General features: G+C 35.5%; 16 protein-coding genes. 11 read left to right on the plus strand and 5 right to left on the minus strand.

From position 1 onward, the window contains the following. The first annotated feature begins 16 nt into the window (after positions 1-16). Both dnaN and IPP64_14535 read left to right on the plus strand, forming a co-directional pair. Entirely contained in the window at positions 17-1,138 is a 1,122-nt protein-coding gene (dnaN, locus tag IPP64_14530) for a DNA polymerase III subunit beta (GenBank protein ID MBL0330596.1), read from the plus strand. Between the two features lie 132 nt (positions 1,139-1,270). Continuing rightward, the gene (locus IPP64_14535; protein MBL0330597.1) at positions 1,271-2,383 is read left to right on the plus strand and encodes a T9SS type A sorting domain-containing protein; all 1,113 of its coding nucleotides are present in this window, start codon (positions 1,271-1,273) and stop codon (positions 2,381-2,383) included. On the opposite strand, the gene IPP64_14540 is transcribed toward IPP64_14535, so the two are convergent. Both IPP64_14540 and IPP64_14545 read right to left on the minus strand, forming a co-directional pair. Next, entirely contained in the window at positions 2,384-2,932 is a 549-nt protein-coding gene (locus IPP64_14540; GenBank protein MBL0330598.1) for a glutathione peroxidase, read from the minus strand. Between the two features lie 100 nt (positions 2,933-3,032). Next, on the minus strand, positions 3,033-5,471 hold the full coding sequence (locus IPP64_14545; protein ID MBL0330599.1) for a UvrD-helicase domain-containing protein: 2,439 nt from the start codon (positions 5,469-5,471) through the stop codon (positions 3,033-3,035). A 209-nt stretch (positions 5,472-5,680) separates the two neighbouring features. On the opposite strand from IPP64_14545, the gene IPP64_14550 reads away from it, so the two are divergent. Together IPP64_14550 and IPP64_14555 are read left to right on the plus strand one after the other, a co-directional pair. Further along, entirely contained in the window at positions 5,681-6,094 is a 414-nt protein-coding gene (locus IPP64_14550) for a hypothetical protein (protein MBL0330600.1), read from the plus strand. Positions 6,095-6,169: 75 nt separating this feature from the next. Continuing rightward, positions 6,170-7,255 carry a sulfotransferase gene (locus tag IPP64_14555; GenBank protein ID MBL0330601.1) on the plus strand — a complete coding sequence of 362 codons (1,086 nt, stop codon included), beginning with the start codon at positions 6,170-6,172 and terminating at the stop codon, positions 7,253-7,255. Here IPP64_14555 and IPP64_14560 read toward each other — a convergent pair. Beyond that, positions 7,224-8,267, minus strand: coding sequence for a sulfotransferase (locus IPP64_14560; GenBank protein ID MBL0330602.1), 1,044 nt, complete (start codon positions 8,265-8,267; stop codon positions 7,224-7,226). The two genes, IPP64_14555 and IPP64_14560, sit on opposite strands and share 32 nt — an antisense overlap. Positions 8,268-8,665: 398 nt before the next feature. Between IPP64_14560 and IPP64_14565 the strand changes: the two genes are divergently transcribed. Genes IPP64_14565 through IPP64_14590 form a run of 6 tightly spaced genes read left to right on the plus strand, consistent with a single transcriptional unit; the run spans position 8,666 to position 15,235 of the window. Continuing rightward, positions 8,666-10,924, plus strand: coding sequence for a hypothetical protein (locus IPP64_14565; protein ID MBL0330603.1), 2,259 nt, complete (start codon positions 8,666-8,668; stop codon positions 10,922-10,924). A 33-nt stretch (positions 10,925-10,957) separates the two neighbouring features. After that, entirely contained in the window at positions 10,958-11,221 is a 264-nt protein-coding gene (locus IPP64_14570; GenBank protein ID MBL0330604.1) for an acyl carrier protein, read from the plus strand. Beyond that, the gene (locus tag IPP64_14575) at positions 11,214-12,668 is read left to right on the plus strand and encodes an amino acid adenylation domain-containing protein (protein ID MBL0330605.1); all 1,455 of its coding nucleotides are present in this window, start codon (positions 11,214-11,216) and stop codon (positions 12,666-12,668) included. Before IPP64_14570 ends, IPP64_14575 begins: the two co-directional genes overlap by 8 nt. Continuing rightward, complete coding sequence (locus tag IPP64_14580) at positions 12,669-13,817, plus strand: acyl-CoA/acyl-ACP dehydrogenase (protein ID MBL0330606.1); 1,149 nt, start codon at positions 12,669-12,671, stop codon at positions 13,815-13,817. A 37-nt stretch (positions 13,818-13,854) separates the two neighbouring features. Beyond that, the gene (locus IPP64_14585) at positions 13,855-14,364 is read left to right on the plus strand and encodes a tryptophan 7-halogenase (GenBank protein MBL0330607.1); all 510 of its coding nucleotides are present in this window, start codon (positions 13,855-13,857) and stop codon (positions 14,362-14,364) included. Further along, positions 14,297-15,235, plus strand: a complete 939-nt coding sequence (locus tag IPP64_14590; protein MBL0330608.1) for a tryptophan 7-halogenase — start codon at positions 14,297-14,299, stop codon at positions 15,233-15,235. The genes IPP64_14585 and IPP64_14590 overlap by 68 nt, the downstream gene beginning before the upstream one ends. Positions 15,236-15,271: 36 nt before the next feature. Here IPP64_14590 and IPP64_14595 read toward each other — a convergent pair whose 3' ends face one another. Together IPP64_14595 and IPP64_14600 are read right to left on the minus strand one after the other, a co-directional pair. Further along, positions 15,272-15,985, minus strand: a complete 714-nt coding sequence (locus IPP64_14595; protein MBL0330609.1) for an aspartyl/asparaginyl beta-hydroxylase domain-containing protein — start codon at positions 15,983-15,985, stop codon at positions 15,272-15,274. After that, positions 15,985-16,728: an aspartyl/asparaginyl beta-hydroxylase domain-containing protein gene (locus IPP64_14600; GenBank protein MBL0330610.1), complete on the minus strand. Its 744-nt coding sequence runs from the start codon at positions 16,726-16,728 to the stop codon at positions 15,985-15,987. The genes IPP64_14595 and IPP64_14600 overlap by 1 nt, the downstream gene beginning before the upstream one ends. Positions 16,729-16,772: 44 nt before the next feature. Between IPP64_14600 and IPP64_14605 the strand changes: the two genes are divergently transcribed. After that, a partial coding sequence (locus IPP64_14605; protein ID MBL0330611.1) for an aspartyl/asparaginyl beta-hydroxylase domain-containing protein occupies positions 16,773-17,106 on the plus strand: 334 nt, incomplete at its 3' end.

A 17,106-nucleotide genomic window follows, 5' to 3' on the forward strand; every position in this document is an offset into this window, starting at 1 on the left:
ATTAAACTAGCCAGATATGAAATTCATCGTTTCCAGTACGTCATTACTAAAACAATTACAAGCAATCAGCGGTGTGCTGAATTCAAATAATGCATTGCCGATTTTAGATAATTTTTTATTCGAAATTGAAAAAGGACAATTGAAGATTTCTGCTTCTGATTTAGAAACAACAATGACGACTTCCATCAGTATCGAATCGAAAGATTCAGGAAGTATTGCTGTTCCGGCTAAATTGTTGTTGGATACCTTAAAAACCTTTGCTGATCAGCCGTTGACTTTCTCTATCGATGATAAAAAATATGGTATTGAAATCATCTCCGATTATGGTAAATATAAATTAACTGGTCACAATGGGGAAGAATTCCCTAAACTTCCTGCATTGGAATCTGGTTCTTCTTTGGATTTAGATGCGAGTGTATTGGCAGCAGCAATCAATAAAACAATTTTTGCAACTGGTAACGATGAATTACGTCCGGTAATGTCAGGCGTGTTTTGTCAGTTAGCAACCGATAGCATCACCTTTGTTGCTACAGATGCTCATAAGTTGGTGCGTTACCGCAGAACGGATGCAAAAGCAAAAACAGCTGCATCTTTCATTATTCCTAAAAAACCATTGAACTTGTTGAAGAATACTTTGGCGAGTGTTAGCGGAAATGTGAAAATTGAATACAATAACACCAATGCATTTTTCTCTTTTGAAAACACCAATTTAATTTGTCGCTTAATTGATGGGAAATATCCAAACTATGAAGCCGTTATTCCAAAAGAAAATCCAAATAAATTGACAGTTGATCGTGTTTCTTTCTTGAGCTCTATCAAACGCGTTTCTATTTTCTCAAATAAAACCACGCACCAAGTGCGTTTAAAAATTGCAGGAAGTGAATTGAGTATTTCTGCTGAAGATCTTGATTTTGCAAATGAAGCAAGTGAACGTTTAACCTGCCAGTATGGTGGTGAGGATATGGAAATTGGATTCAACTCAAAATTCTTAGCAGAGATGTTAAGCAATATGGGTTGTGAAAATGTTAACTTAGAAATGAGTGCACCTAACCGTGCAGGGATTTTATTGCCAACAGAAAAGGACAATGCAGGAGAAGATGTATTGATGTTGGTAATGCCTGTAATGTTAAATAGTTAAGTATATTTACAAATTACGAATAATAAAAGCCATTTCAATTTATTGAAATGGCATTTTTGTTTCTACTTGTGTTTTTAATATTTATATGCGGTCATCTATGTAATCTGTGGTGAAAATATCTTAAATTTGAATATGAAAAAACTACTACTCTCCATCTTCACCTTTGTTGCAACATTCGCAACTGCTCAAACAACAGTAATTGACAGCATTATTTCCGGTGGAATTTATCGTAATTATAGAATTTATATCCCCGCAGCCTATACAGGAACGACCCCACGTCCAATGGTGTTCGATTTACACGGCTATACGTCCAGTGCAATTGCTGAACAAGCCTATTCCAATTTTATGCCCATTGCTGATACAGCAAATGTAATTTTTGTTTACCCAAATGGTACACGAGATGGCAGTGGACAACCATTTTGGAATGCCGGATTTGGCGTAGCGATGGATGATATCGGATTTATTTCAAACTTAATTGATACCTTATTGATACAATACAATATTGATGCGAATTGTGTGTATTCCTGCGGGATGAGTAATGGTGGATATATGAGTCATACATTGGCTTGTGAGTTGAATTCTAAAATTGCTGCCGTTGCTTCTGTTACCGGAAGTATGTCAACGCTACAGCTTGCTACTTGTACACCGAATCGCCCTGTGCCGGTCATGCAAATTTCAGGTGATGCGGACGGAACGGTTGTTTATACCGGCAGTGCAGGTTCTATGGGAATTGATGCCTTGGTCGATTATTGGGTAACAAACAATAATTGTACTTCTACTCCTGTTTTTACGAATGTGCCCAATACGAGTTTAACGGATGGATGTACCGCAGAACATTATGTTTATAATGGAGGCGACTTGGGTTCTACGGTTGAGAAATATAAAATTATTGGTGGCGGTCATACATGGCCGGGTTCTCCTTTTACAATTGGGGTTACCAATCAAGATTTTAAAGCATCTGAAAAAATTTGGTTGTTTTTTAGAAAATATAAATTGAACCAATTTGTTGGAATGAATGAATTGAAAGGTACTGAGCAGTTTAACCTTTTCCCAAATCCCGCTACAAATACTGTTACGATTGAAGGAGACAATATTTCTTCAATATTAATTTACGATGTAAATGGGAAACTGATTTTAGAATCAACACAAAAACAAATAGATGTTTCTGCTTTAGCAAAAGGAGTTTATTCAGTGGTTGTGATTTCTGACAAAAATAGAAGCGTAAAAAAATTGGTGAAGATGTAATTACAACATCTTCACAATTTCATCACTCATAGGGTTTACAGCGGAAGAATAATATTTCACCAATTCTCCGTTTTCATTTATTAAGTATTTGCAAAAGTTCCATTTCGGAGCTTCTGTATTCCAGCCGTTTTGTTTTTCATCTGTTAACCAGCTGTAGAGTTCATTATTTGTTACATCTACTTTTTCAAAAAGTTGAAAGGTTACGCCAAAGTTTTTTCTACAGAAAGCGCCTATTTCACTATTCGTTCCGGGTTCTTGTCCACCAAAATTATTGGCTGGAAATCCTAAGATGGTTATTTTGTTACCATGTGTTTCATGAAGCTGTTGTAATTCATCATACTGAGGTGTATAACCACATTCGGAAGCGGTGTTGACAATTAAAACCTTTTTGCCTTTGTAAGTAGAAAAATCAATTTCTTTTCCTTCAATGGATTTTAATTTGAAATCATAAAACGATTTTGCATTTGCATTCATCTTGGTGTTTTTGGGTCTTGTTGAAACTCCTTTTGGTGATAATAATTTAAGCAAGAGGTATTTTAATTTTTTCATAAAATGTAGTTGTTGTATCACACATAACACAGATTGTTGCGGATTGTTTAATAAATGTCTTCATAGATTATCTGTGTTAACCCATGTAATCTGTGTTGATCTATTCCACAATCCTTAACTTTGCAAATTTGATTAATAATTGTTTCTGTCCGATTCCATCAAAAAAGATGGTGGCTTTGTTGTTTGGGAAATCGCCATCCATGCTCACCACTTTCCCACTTCCAAAGCGATCGTGTTGTACTTGCATTCCCACTTGGAGTCCACGTAAACTCTCCGTATCAAAATCGCTGGTGTTTTTTGAAGCGCTGTTCACCTTTACCAGCTTTTTATTAATAACAGGGCGTTGTACAAATGTTTCTTTCGGTTTTCCGGTGGTCTGTAGTTTTGGTTTTGTCGAATACTCTTCATCTCCAAACATACGGCCGTTATTCTCAGCAGGCAATTGAATGTATTTTGAATCCAGTTCCTCAATGAATCGGCTTGGTTCACTGTAAATTAAATTTCCCCATCGGTAACGTGAGGTTGAGTAGGTTAGGGTTACACGTTTTTCAGCTCGGGTAATGGCAACATAAAACAATCTGCGTTCTTCTTCTAAATCTGCTCTGTCTGTGAGTGACATTTGTGATGGGAATAAATTTTCTTCTAACCCAACAATGTATACATATGGAAATTCCAAACCTTTGGCAGCATGGATGGTCATTAATACAACTTTGTTTTTATCTTCTTCTGTCTCATTTTTTTTGTCCGCATCCGTCATTAATGCGATATCCTGCATAAAGATGTTTAACGTTGAATTTGGCTTAAGTTCCGGTTGTGTTTCATCGTTCAGCGAAGTTTCTGAAAACAGCAAGCCTCGCTCAAGTTCTTGGTTTTTGATGGTTGCTTCTTGATTCTTTTCTCTTTCTTCTTGATTTTCTTTTTCGGTTTCGTCCATCACAATTTCAAGCTCTGTTTCGGTAAATTCCTTCATCCCGTTTAACAATTCCTGAATGTTTTCATGACGACTAACACCTTCCGGAGATTTATCTGCGTATAAGTCTTTTAAAATTCCGGAATGGATAGCAATGTGCTGACCTAAGTCGTATGCATTTTGCGTTTTCAATTGTGCAGAAAAGCTTTTAATCATGCTGGCAAATTCATCCACTTTTGTTTTTGAGCCAGCATTTAAACCGATATCAAATTCGTTAATGTTTTCGATTACTTTCCATAAGCTAATGTTATGGTCGTTGGCAGCAACAATGATTTTATCAAGGGTGGTATCACCAATACCACGAGCAGGATAATTGATGATGCGTTTTAAGGCTTCTTCATCATTATTGTTAATGGTTAATCGGTAGTAGGCCAATAAATCTTTTATTTCTTTTCGCTGATAAAATGATAAACCTCCATAAATGCGATAGGCAATATTTTGTCTACGCAAGGCTTCCTCCATCGCTCTCGATTGGGCATTGGTCCGATATAAAATTGCAAAGTCGCGATTGTGAGCTTGTTCATTCATTTTCGTTTCGAAAATGGAATTGGCAACAAAATTTCCTTCTGAATTGTCGCTTTCTGTTCTTACAACTTTGATGATATCCCCTTCATGATTGTCTGTGAAGACATTCTTTTTCAGCTGATCTTTGTTTTTTGCAATTACTGAGTTTGCAGCACCAACAATATTTTTTGTTGAACGATAGTTTTGTTCGAGTTTAAAGATGCGTAGTTCGGGATAATCTTTTTCGAAGTTTAAAATGTTTTGTATGGTTGCACCACGAAACGCATAGATACTTTGTGCATCATCGCCCACCACGCAGATGTTTCGGAATGCGGCAGCTAGTTGTTTTACAATTAAGTATTGTGAAAAATTGGTATCCTGATACTCATCCACCAAGATATACTTGAATTTATGTTGGTATTTATGAAGAATAGCGGGAAAATCACGTAATAAAACATTGGTATTAAACAACAAGTCATCAAAATCCATTGCTCCTGCTTTAAAACAGCGGTTACGATAAATTTCATAAATAATTCCCATTTTAGGCTTGGCTGCCTGGCGATCTTCCTCTTGTATTTGAGGATTATTCAAATAGGATTGAGCCGAAATTAAATTGTTTTTTGCAGATGAAATTCGGGATAAAACGCTGCCCGGTTTGTAAATTTTATCATCCAAGCCTTGCTCTTTTAAAATCGTCTTTATCAGACTTTTCGCATCATCGGTATCGTAGATGGTAAAATTGGTGGGATAGCCTATTTTTTCGGCTTCGCTACGCAACATTCTAGCAAAAACAGAGTGAAAAGTACCCATCCAAATGTTCTTTGCTTCTGAATGCCCTACAATTTTGGCAATACGCTCTTTCATTTCCTTGGCAGCCTTATTGGTAAAGGTGAGTGCCAGAACATTAAAAGGATCTACTCCTTTTTGCAGTAAATGAGCAATTCGGTATGTTAAAACACGTGTTTTCCCGGAACCGGCTCCGGCAATAATCATTTCCGGCCCTTCGGTACACTCAACTGCCTCTCTTTGAACCGGATTCAGTTCATCTAAATACGTTTTTGACATAAATTGCAAAATTTTGCCCAAAAATAAGCTAAAAAATAAGCTAAAAAGCAGATTTTAGGGGGTGTTGAAAAGTAATCCGTAATATTTTTTAAGCCGATGCAACTTTTAAGCGAAAATTGACATCTCAGGTATAGAATTTGTAAAATATTTTTTGGAAATCAATATAATTAGTAAATTAGTCGGATATTAAAAACAAAACTATTAAGAAAATGAAAAAATTGATCTATTCGCTTGTAATTACATTATTAATGGGATTATCGGTAAACACTTTTGCTCAAAAAGCTCCAATTGCAACAATGGCTTATTTGAATGTAAAAACGTCTAAAAAAGTGGTAGATGAAAATACTGCGATTGTTACATTTCAGTTGAATAACATCTCAGATGCAACAATTATGCAAAAATACAAGAACTCATTCGCTAAATTTCAACGAGTAAAAGAAGTAAATGCTACTTTGCAAAAAGGAAATATGGCTTCTTATTCAATTAAAATGGATAAAGCTGGTACATTAGAAACATTACAAAAAATGTTTACCACCGCTCGTATTGAGTCTGTAAATGTTGATGGAACCGTTGTTCCAACAAAAGATCTTGCGAAGTACAAGCAAAATAAAGCAAAAAAATAAACTAATTTTTAATACAGATAAAATGGGTATTACAGAAGTGTAATTCCCATTTTGTTTTTTTTACCCATTCATATTGTGGTCGAACCAGCGAACAAACAATTGCATTTTATTATTGGCATCGGCCGTTCAGGAACCACTATTCTGAATAAGATTTTAAATTCTCATCCTTTTATTCATAGTTTGCCGGAAGCAAATTTTCTTCTTTTTTTTCTGAACGATTACAAGCACGTAACCCGTTTTACAAAAGAGAACATTGAGTTAATGTTTCAACAAATTAAAATCTTTTCATTGTCGCATCCACTTGTAGGATGGGAGTTGGATTTCGATGCTGCCAAACAAAAATTAATTGATCTCGTTTCCACGAAAGAGGTTTCATATGCAACACTTTGTAAAACCATTTATTCCGAGATTAAGGTAACCGGAAAAGATAAATCGGATGCAATCATGCTGATTGATAAAAACCCGGCATTTACATTGTCTGTTAAGCAACTTGAGAAACATTTTCCCGAAGCAAAATTTATTTTATTGGTGAGAGATTATCGTGCAAACGTTTTGTCACGTAAACAAAACGCATATTTAAAATCTCCTCGAGTACCTTATAATGCTACCCGTTGGAGAGTGTTTAATGTGATTGCTTACAGGTTTTATAAACAGCATCCGAATAAAGTGCTGCTGTTGCGGTACGAAGATTTGGTGAGCGATTATGATGCTTCCATGAAAAAAGTGTTTGCATTTTTAAACGTGAAAGAAGAAGACATGAAGGAAACGGATTTGTCGAAGGTAGATGTTGCTAAAATGGAAATTGCGGAAGAGCATAAAAAGTACTTTAAAAAGAAGTACGATGATTTAAGTAAACCCATCAATACAAGTAGGGTGAATGCTTGGCAAACAGAATTGAGTAAAGAGGAAATTGTTGAGTGTGATGCTATTTGTGCCGGTTTTGCAAAGGTATACGGCTATGAAGAATTTGCTCCGGTTTCGTTTTTTAAAAAGGTGAGCATTCTCTTTAAATATTTATTTATAATTATCCCTTCTTATTTAGATATAAAAAAAGATCAGCTACTTTATCATGTTTCTGCAAAAATGAAAATGAATGCATTGATTAAACGACATGAAAGTTTAGGTTTTATTAAATCCGATTCCTCGAAGGAGAAGGCCTGAAAGCCACAGGGAGCCTGTATTTTATTTTAATGAGAATTCCCCAAACGGACGTTTTTAAATAACAGTAACGATAGTAAAGTTTGTTTGAGAGCGAAGGAGCTTGTGTAGGAAGGTGCTTCTCATAACCAAATCGAGCTGCTAGTTTTTCACAAGCATAATCCAAGAGCGAAATTTCATCTGCATTTAATTCATTAACAAAGGCATTGACACGTTCTGTGTTGACTTTTTTATCGAGATTTGAATGCATTCGCTGAATTTTTTCATTCTTCTCTTTTGAAATATTCTCTACGGCATGTTTTTTCATTTCTTTTGAAAGCTCTTGAAAATTGAGCATCTCATCTGAATAAGCTACACCTAGATAGGTGCAAAGCGATTTTAAGGACTCGGTAGGTTGTCCTGCCAAATCTTCATATCTGATTAAATGAAAGGGAATATTGTTTTTTGCTAAACTTAAAAAAATTCGTTCGTAATAGTAATTCCAATCGGCAGCAAGCTTATGAATCGGTACGTTTTGGTCTGAATATTTTCTTCTTGAAATGATGTTGTCGCGGTAATCTCTCACAATGATGATGTATTTCGATTGCGGGAAGATTTCATTCAAAACATCAATGTGTAAGGAATAAGAAGGGTTTTTGTCAATCACCCACTGAACATTTGATTTGTTTTTCTGTGAAAACGGATAATTCAAATAGGCCAATTTACACACATTTGCAAAACTTTTGTCGGTAGCGTGTTCGATGTCTGTTTTGAGCTCAGGAAGCGGTTTCCAGATGCTGATGACCCTGTTGAAATTTTGATTAAATAAATCAATAAAAGAGTCAACTACTGCTGGGTCATTAAAATTCTTTTTGATGAAAGGACTATAAGAGTGAATGACAAATTCGTTCTCAGGGCTTGCTATAATTTCAGGATTGGAATTGAGCATATTGGTGAGTAAAGTCGTCCCAGAACGTCCCATGCCAACAATAAAGGCAATTTTGGGTGAAAAAGAATGAGGATTTACTTCGGTCATTTATCTGTCAATTCTAGTGAAATAGCATCTACAATATACAAAGTAAAAGTAACAATAATTCGTTTATTTAGGTATTTTTAAGATATTTGTATAACTCGCAATCAACCATAAAAAATGACGCTTATTGATAAATATTTTCCACTGATTCCAGGGACTTCAGAAAAATCTATGGCTATTTTTGCGACTCATCGATTGCGTGCATTTTTTGTGGCAATGGTCCAGTTTGCTTTAATTCTTTTTGTCGTTACGCGCTATCATTTTGAAAAATCATCCGGAATTATCGATTATGCTCCTTTGTATTTCTTGTGTTTGTTGTTTATAGTTTTATTCCTATTCGATTTCGACCGGCATTTCTATTTCTAAGTTGTTTAGCACTTGTCTATTTTGCTTTTGGATTATTGGCAGGAACATTTTTTATTTTCATCGGTCTCGGATTGATTTTCATTTGTCACCTTCCTATTTCTTTTAAATACCGTGCTGCGCTGATTTTATCAATTGCAATCGTACTGGCTTTGTTTCGAACGGAATTTATTTATTTGCCTTGGATGACAATGACAGCCATGTACATGGCACCTTTGTTTATGTTTCGTCTCATCATCTATTTGTATGAAATAAAAAACGGATTGGTACCTGCTAATAAGTGGCAAAGCATCAGCTATTTTTTTATGTTTCCAAATGTTTTTTTTCTGTTTTTTCCAATCGTAGATTATAAAACCTACATCAATACACATCTTAATGTTGCCGAAAAGGAAATTTGGCAAAAAGGAATTCGTTGGATGTTGAGAGGTTTGATACACATGATGTGCTATCGTTTTATCTGCTTTAGTTTTTTAATTGGCCCTATTGAAGTTGTTGATTTGCCAACCTTGATGCAATACATGGTGGTGAATTATGCCCTCATCATTCGCTTGTCCGGGGTCTTTCATTTTATGATTGGCCTGTTGTGTATGTTTGGATTTAATCTCCCACAAATATTTGACAATTATTTTACTGCTACAAGCTTTGTTGATTTGTGGAGGAGAATAAATATTTACTGGAGAAATTTCGTTCTCAAAATCTTTTTTTATCCGATTATGTTTCGGTATAAGAAAATATTGAAAAAAAACTTGTTGGCTTTTACCATGATGACCGTGTTTTTTATTACATGGTTGATGCATAGCTATCAGCTTTTTTGGATAACCGGAGTTGTTTCCGTTAGATCCATTGATGTTATTTTTTGGATGGTGATTGGTACATGTATTACCACAAATTCTGTGATTATAGAAAAGCGAACACTTTCGGAAAATACCATTGTAAAACCAAGATCGGATTTGTGGAAATTCAGTATGAATATTCTTAGAATGATTGGGATGTATTTATTCATGTCTATTATGTGGTCGCTTTGGAATTCCAGCTCTTTGGAAGATTGGTTTTTTATTGTTTCAAAAGGTAAATTAGCTGACGTTAAACAAATATTGGTAATTGTTTCAATCCTTTGCGGAGTGATTGTTTTAGGTGTTGTTGTTCAGTATGTTTTAAAAAACAAGAATGTTAAAAAATGGATCACTGCAAAGCCCCATGAAACGTTGGTGCTAACTGCGTCTTCACTTTTGTTGTTAACACTGTTTTCATTCACTGAGGTTCGCGCTCACCTTCCCGTGTTTATGCAAGGTTTGTATGAAAACATAACAGATGGTTCGCCCAATAAGTTGGAGAAAACAAATGCCGAAGCTGGATATTATGATAAGCTGATTGAAGGTGATGAGGGAAATACAATTGGAATTGGGGGTAAATCATTAAGAAAAATGGTGACCAAAAATCCCTATACCAATGCTTATTTTATTACCGAAAGTATTGTAAGAAGACGAATGAAACCGAATCTGCATATTGAAGGATTGGATCATAATTTTAATAGCAATAGCTTTGGTTTACGTGATAAAAATTACAGTCATGATAAGCCTGCAAATACTAAACGGTTGGCTTTGTTAGGAGGTTCTTATCAGATGGGTTCTGGAGTTGATAATGATAAAGTGTTTGAAACCATTGCTGAAGAGCGTATGAATAAAGAAATGGTCGACAGCATCAACCAACACTATGAGATTTTTAATTTTGCAGCCGGTGGATATTATCTTTTGCAACAAGTCGAAATTGTGAATACACGCGTTTTTGAATACGATTTTGATGGCTTAATTTATTTTGCTCATACGGATGAGCGAGGTAAAGTTGTAAAAGAATTTACTACAATTATTAAACATAAATTACCCTTAAAATATCCTTTTCTTGATTCAATAGTGAAGGTAAGTGGCGTAAAGCCTTATATGAGTGTATTGCAAATTAGAGAATTGATTGCTCCCTATGCGGATGCTATTATGAAATGGGGCTATAAAGAAATATTTAATCAATGTAAAAAGAATAATGTTGTTCCAATATGGGCATATATGGAAACCACTACGGAGTTTGTAAATGACAAAGAATATAATGAACTAAAAGCGTATGCCGAATCATTAGGTTTTGTAACTTTGGATTTAAGAAACACTTATGGCAATATCGATCGAGTCGAAATTCAGATTTCAGATTTAAATACACATCCAAATGTCCTTGGCCATCGCATTATTGCCGAACGCTTTTATAATGAGTTAAGAAAGAAAAAGAATCGTATTTTTAAATTGGTGGAATAATATAGTAGTTTGTCAAACTTAAACCCTACAAACATGAGTGCAGACATTAACGAAATAAAAGAAACAGTAAAAACGTTTGTGAAAATGCGTTTTCTGAAGAATGCTGAAGACAAAGAATTAACGTATTCTACAACTTTAATCAGTGGTGGATTGATTGATTCTATTTTAACCATGCAATTGGTTGTGTTTTTGGAACAAACCTATCATTTCGAGTTTCAAGCACACGAGGTGGATAAAGATAATTTGGATACCATTGATATCATTTCTGCTTTTGTTGTTAAAAAGCTGAATGGATAAGATAGGTAAGCTATATCAACTTCTCGAAAAATCGGCTGAATTATTCCCGAAAAATACAGCTATTGTGTTTGGTGGATTACAAATTTCTTATCATCAATTAAATTCTGTAGCCAACCAAATTAAACAAACACTTCTTACTATAGGCGTGAAAGAAGGCGACCGTGTAGCTATTTCTGCGCCTAAATCCATTGAATTTGTTGCTTCCATATTCGGTGTTTTAAAAACCGGTGGTGCCTATTTGCCGGTAGATTATTCAGCTCCCATCGAGCGTAATAAATTTATTATTCAAAATTGTGAAGTTGCAGCACTTATCATCCATAAAGATATTTTTGCTCGTTTTGAAAATGAATTTGATCTTGTGGAGACGATTGGAAACGATTTGATTATTGCAAAAAATAAAATCGCCAATCTGAAAAAATCTCCGGAAGATTTAGCATATGTTTTATATACCTCTGGTTCTACTGGTCTTCCTAAAGGTGTGATGTATTCAAATGCGGCAGCACTTGAATTTGTAAACTGGAGTTCGAATACATTTCATCCTACGGACACGGATTGTTTTTCATCTCATGCTCCTTTTCATTTTGATCTTTCGATATTCGATGTATTTGTTTCCATCAAACATGGAGCAACATTAGTGCTAATAAAAGAAGACATTGGGAAACAACCACTCCTGCTTGCTCAATTGATTGCGGAGCAAAAAATCAGTATCTGGTATTCTACACCTTCCATTTTAAACATGTTGGCGGAATATGGTAAGCTAGAAAAATATGATTTCAGTGCCCTAAGAATTGTATTGTTTGCCGGAGAAGTATTCCCTTTCATAAAATTTAATAGCCTTAAAAGTAAAATTCCTACTCCTGAATATTTTAACCTGTATGGGCCTACAGAAACAAATGTTTGTACCTATTACCATTTACCAACTAGGATGGAGACAACTATTCCCATCGGTAAAGTGTGTGAGCATTATCAAAGTGTTATTTTGGATGGTGAGCTACTAATAGCTGGTTCAGGTATTATGTTAGGCTATTGGAATCCGGATGGTAAAAATCCGTTTTGGAATGATTCTAATGGTAAATTGTGGTATAAAACAGGAGATTTGGTGGAAGTTAATGGAGATGGTAACTATATTTTTAAAGGTCGCAGAGATCGGATGGTTAAACGGAATGGTTATCGAATTGAGTTGGATGAAATAGAAACGGTATTGGATAAACATCCCAATATCAGCAAAAGTGCAGTTGTAGGTTTTGTAAACTCAGATGAACAAATGTTAATTTCAGCTGTTGTTCTATTAAAAAATGAGGATGAAAGATCTGTCATAAAAATGAAAGAATATTGTATGAATCACCTACCTTCGTATATGGTTCCGAACGACTTTATTTTTGTTGAGGAATTGCCATACACATCCAGTCACAAGGTGGATTATCAACAACTAAAACGACTCGTTTAAATGGAACTTTCTTTAACATCGGAACAAAAATTAATTCAAGAAAACATTATTGGTTTTGCTAAAAAAGAGCTGAACAAAGATGTAATAGAACGCGATCAGCAACAACAGTTTCCCATTGATTTATGGAAAAAATGCGCAGAACAAAAGCTGACCGGACTTCCTGTTGATGAAAAATTTGGTGGTGCAGGATTGGATCCTTTTACCGCGATCATCGCATTGGAAGCATTAGGCTATGGGTCGGAAGACGGAGGATTGAATTTCTCCGTTTGTGCTCATTTATTGGCGTGTGTAATTCCAATCTGGAAATATGGCAACGAAAACCAAAAGAATAAATACCTTCCCGATTTATGCAATGGAAATAAAATTGCTGTAAATGCAATGACAGAAAGTGAATCCGGGTCAGATGTTTTTAATATTAAAACAACAGCTAAAAAGAAAGATAATGGTTTTGTTATCAATGGAACAAAAACGTTTTGTTCCAATGGTCCAGTTGCAGACGTTGTATTGGTGTATGCACTAACCGATGAGAGTAAAGGCTATTATGGCGGTATTACAGCTTTTATCGTTGATAAAAATGCAATAGGATATAAAGTTGGTCAGCAATACGAAAAAATGGGATTGCGTACTTCTGGAATTTCTGAATTGATATTTGAAAATGTATTTGTAAGTGAAGAAGATATTGTTGGTGGCGTTGGTGGTGGTGCAACCGTTTTTAATCATTCAATGGAATGGGAACGAACTGGAATGGCTGCTTGTCATGTCGGGACCATGCAAAAATTGTTGGAGAAATCCATCGAATATGCGCAAACCCGAAAATCAGGAGGTGAAGTAATTGGTAAAAAACAAGCAGTATCACACCGTATCGCAACAATGAAAATTCAGTTAGAAGCCGCTCGCTTGCTTACATACAAATCGGCTCTTGGTTTGGAAAAGAATAAAGAGAATACGATTCATGCAGCTTCAGCCAAGCTATTTGTGAGTGAAGCCTATGTTGCTGCAGCTATGAGCACCATGCAGATTTTTGGAGGAAATGGGTATATGACAGAATACGGTATCGAACGAATTGTTCGGGATGCACTGGGAAGTACGGTTTATTCTGGGACATCCGACATACAGAGAAATATTATTTCCCGTTTGCTTGGACTCTGATTTTTTAGTATTTTAGTTTGATAAACACTTACTGATCATGAAACAATATGATGTTATAGTTATTGGCGGAGGACCATCCGGATCAACCTCTGCAAGCCTTTTGGCTCTAAAAGGATTAAGTGTTCTGTTGTTAGAAAAAGAAGCCTTCCCGAGAGAACATGTTGGTGAATCATTGATTCCGATATCGTATATCCAGTTAAATAAATTGGGATTGATTGATGAACTAAAAAAAATCTCCACTCGCAAACCGGGTGTAAGCTTTGAAGCCAACGATGGGAAAAGTAAATCCTTGTGGTGTTTTAAAAGTGTTATAAAAGATGAGTCCTATCTCGCTTTTCATGTGATTCGCTCGGCATTTGATAAATTACTACTCGATAATAGTAAGAAAGTAGGAGCGGAGGTTAGAGAACAATACATGGTAAAAAATGTCATTCTCGATCGACCGGATAAAATTGTTGAAGTACATACAACCAATGCGGATGGAAAAGAAGAAAAATTTGAATCTAAATATTGTAGATGCAAGTGGTCAAAGTACATTGCTAGGTAGAAAGTTAGGCGTAAAAAAATCCTATGCGGATTTGGATCGTGTGGCAACTTGGTCGCATTGGACCAATACAGAATTTGATAATCCTTTAAAGGAAGGTGTTATTAAAATTGTATATCTCGGAGGAGCGAAAAAAGGTTGGATTTGGGTGATTCCGATTAGTAAAGAGCATCTGAGCATTGGAGTGGTTGTAAATAATGATCACGTTAAACAAAAGAAAAAACAATTCCAAGATGCTGCAGATTGGAAAAAGGAATATTACTTGGGTGAACTTCAAGAATCCTATTTATACAATACGGTTTTGAAAAATGCAAAAATGGAGCATAAAGTTGCCATGGCCGGTGATTATTCCTATTACTGCGAAAAAAAATATGGTGATAACTTCGCATTAGTTGGTGATGCTGCTGCATTTTTAGATCCAATCTTCTCGAGTGGTATTTATGTTGGAATGAATAGTGCCGAGTTGGTGGCCGATGGAATTGAAGCGAAATTAAAAGGAAAGGGTGATGGAGAGTTGGTGAATGCGTATACTCGAATTACCGGTGCGGTTAACTTACTAGAAAAATTTATCCGATTATTTTATACACCTGAAGCACTCGATTTTTCAAAAATGGGCACCCCTGAGGGATTGTTAATGTTTAAAAAATATGAAGAAGCTTATTCTATTTTTCACTATTTATTAGCCGGTGACTTCTTTACAAATTACCAGAAATACAGCGATTTTATTGATATCATCAAGGATGAAAAATCGATGGCGAAGTTTGAAAATTTAATCAATCATGCAGAAATACCTCAAAGTTGTGGTGAGGAATTTGAAAAGATGTATGGTGAAATGACACATCAAATTGAATTTGATCACAAAGCGTTTGAGTAAATACTATGCTCTAAATTGTTGTGGAAGTCAATTCTTTTAGAAAAACCAAGAAGTCATTTTCATCACAACCTTGCGAGCCCATGCCGGAAAATGATCAAGAAAATAAAAGTTTTGAAATTTTAATTGCCACCAGAGTGTTGCATTAACTTCAGAACAGATGGTCTTTTTTTCGTGTGCGAATTCTTCTCGTAAAACATCGATAATTAAAACCCAGCGGTCTTCCGTTGTATTGTTCCATACTTCATGCTCATAGGCATCACAAAAGGCGAACAATTTCCCATTTTGCCAAGTGGTTTGTTCATCTCTGATACGCATTCCTATCTCAGGTAATCCGTTTTTGCAATTTAAGGTGAGGTGACAGCGATACATCACATTACTATCACCAAAATGTGGTTTAATCCGTGTGTCTGCCTTTAATACAGAGAATAAGCAGGAGGTCATGGCCGGGATGCTCTCAATAATTTTTGTAGTCTCCGGACATTTCGAGCAATTTTCTTCGTTTTTTTTACTCCACATAAACAATGGAAAAACGGTCCAATTTTCTGCTTTGCTAGCTAATGTTTGGTTCAGGTAGGGGACAATGTTTTTATCTCTTGCTGCTATTGTTTTTTCAAATTCTTTTAAAATTACCTCATAATGGTTTTCTAAAAGTTTCGCCCACGGCTGCTGACGGACATCAAAAAAATTGGGCTCAGAACCTTTATAAGCGCCATTCTCTGCAAACGAGTACCATTTTTTTAAGTTTTCCATCAGTAAACTTTGAAGAGGTTAACACATACAATTGCTAGTCGAGTAAACGGATGCAATAACTGAGCGATAAGCTTTATAGTAGGAGCAGATAATTTTTTTAGAAAAGTATATTTTTGCCATCTTTTTTGCAAAAAAAGGGATGTCATTACAGTTGCACAAATTTTTTCTTTCTCATTCTTGAATTCGTCACGAACAATGTCCACTACAAAAATAAAGCGGTCTTTTTCTGAATTGTTGTAGGCTTCATGATTATAGGAATCAATAAACATTAACCATTTTCCTTTTTCCCAAGGGCGGACTTCATCTTTTACCCTGAACGCACAATCCGGCATTCCCGCAGGGATTTCTAGTCCTAAATGACAACGATAAATGGTGTTCGTATCGCCCAAATGTGGTAAGATGCTGCTTTTGGCCTCTAGTAAATTGAACGAAGAGGAAAGGATTTGAGGGTATTTTTGTATAATAGAATACGTAATCGGAAAATGTTTTTGATTTTTAAACTGTTGTATCCCCCAAGTTCTTAATGGGATAGTTTTCCAGCTGTTCTCACGGGAAACCATCGATTTGATAAAATAACCAATCAGGTTATGTGCCTTCAGGTATTGCCTTAATTCGTTGAAAATAGCTTCATGGTTCGCTTCAAACTCTTTCATCCAAGGAAAGTCTTCCGGATTAGCGAACGGAGGTTCAGTTCCATGATATTCGTCATGAACGTTATATATGTTATACCAAGCCTTGTGCATCAACGCTGAATTTATTATGTTTGTTAAAGTAAAAACACGATCAAATGTCTGAATTCGAATTTACAAATAAAAATCCTAAGTTCTTTTATGATCCTTCTCAGTTTCCATTTTTGAAGCCTTTAGTCGATAATTTTTCCCTAATCCGAAAAGAGTTGCTTGATATTATTGAAGCTGGTAAAGAGAATCAATGGATGAATACGTTTCCGCATTATGTGAAATCCGATCAGCATAAAGCCTGGAAAGTTTTTTCATTTATTTTTTTCAATATGAAACTTCCCCAGAATGCAAAGCTTTGTCCAAAAACTGCGGAGTTGGTTTATTCAATACCCGAAATTCTTTCTTGTGATTATTCTTATATGAATCCGCATACATGTGTTG

It is taken from the genome of Bacteroidota bacterium (assembly GCA_016722565.1).
Classification (GTDB): Bacteria; Bacteroidota; Bacteroidia; order 2-12-FULL-35-15; family 2-12-FULL-35-15; genus 2-12-FULL-35-15.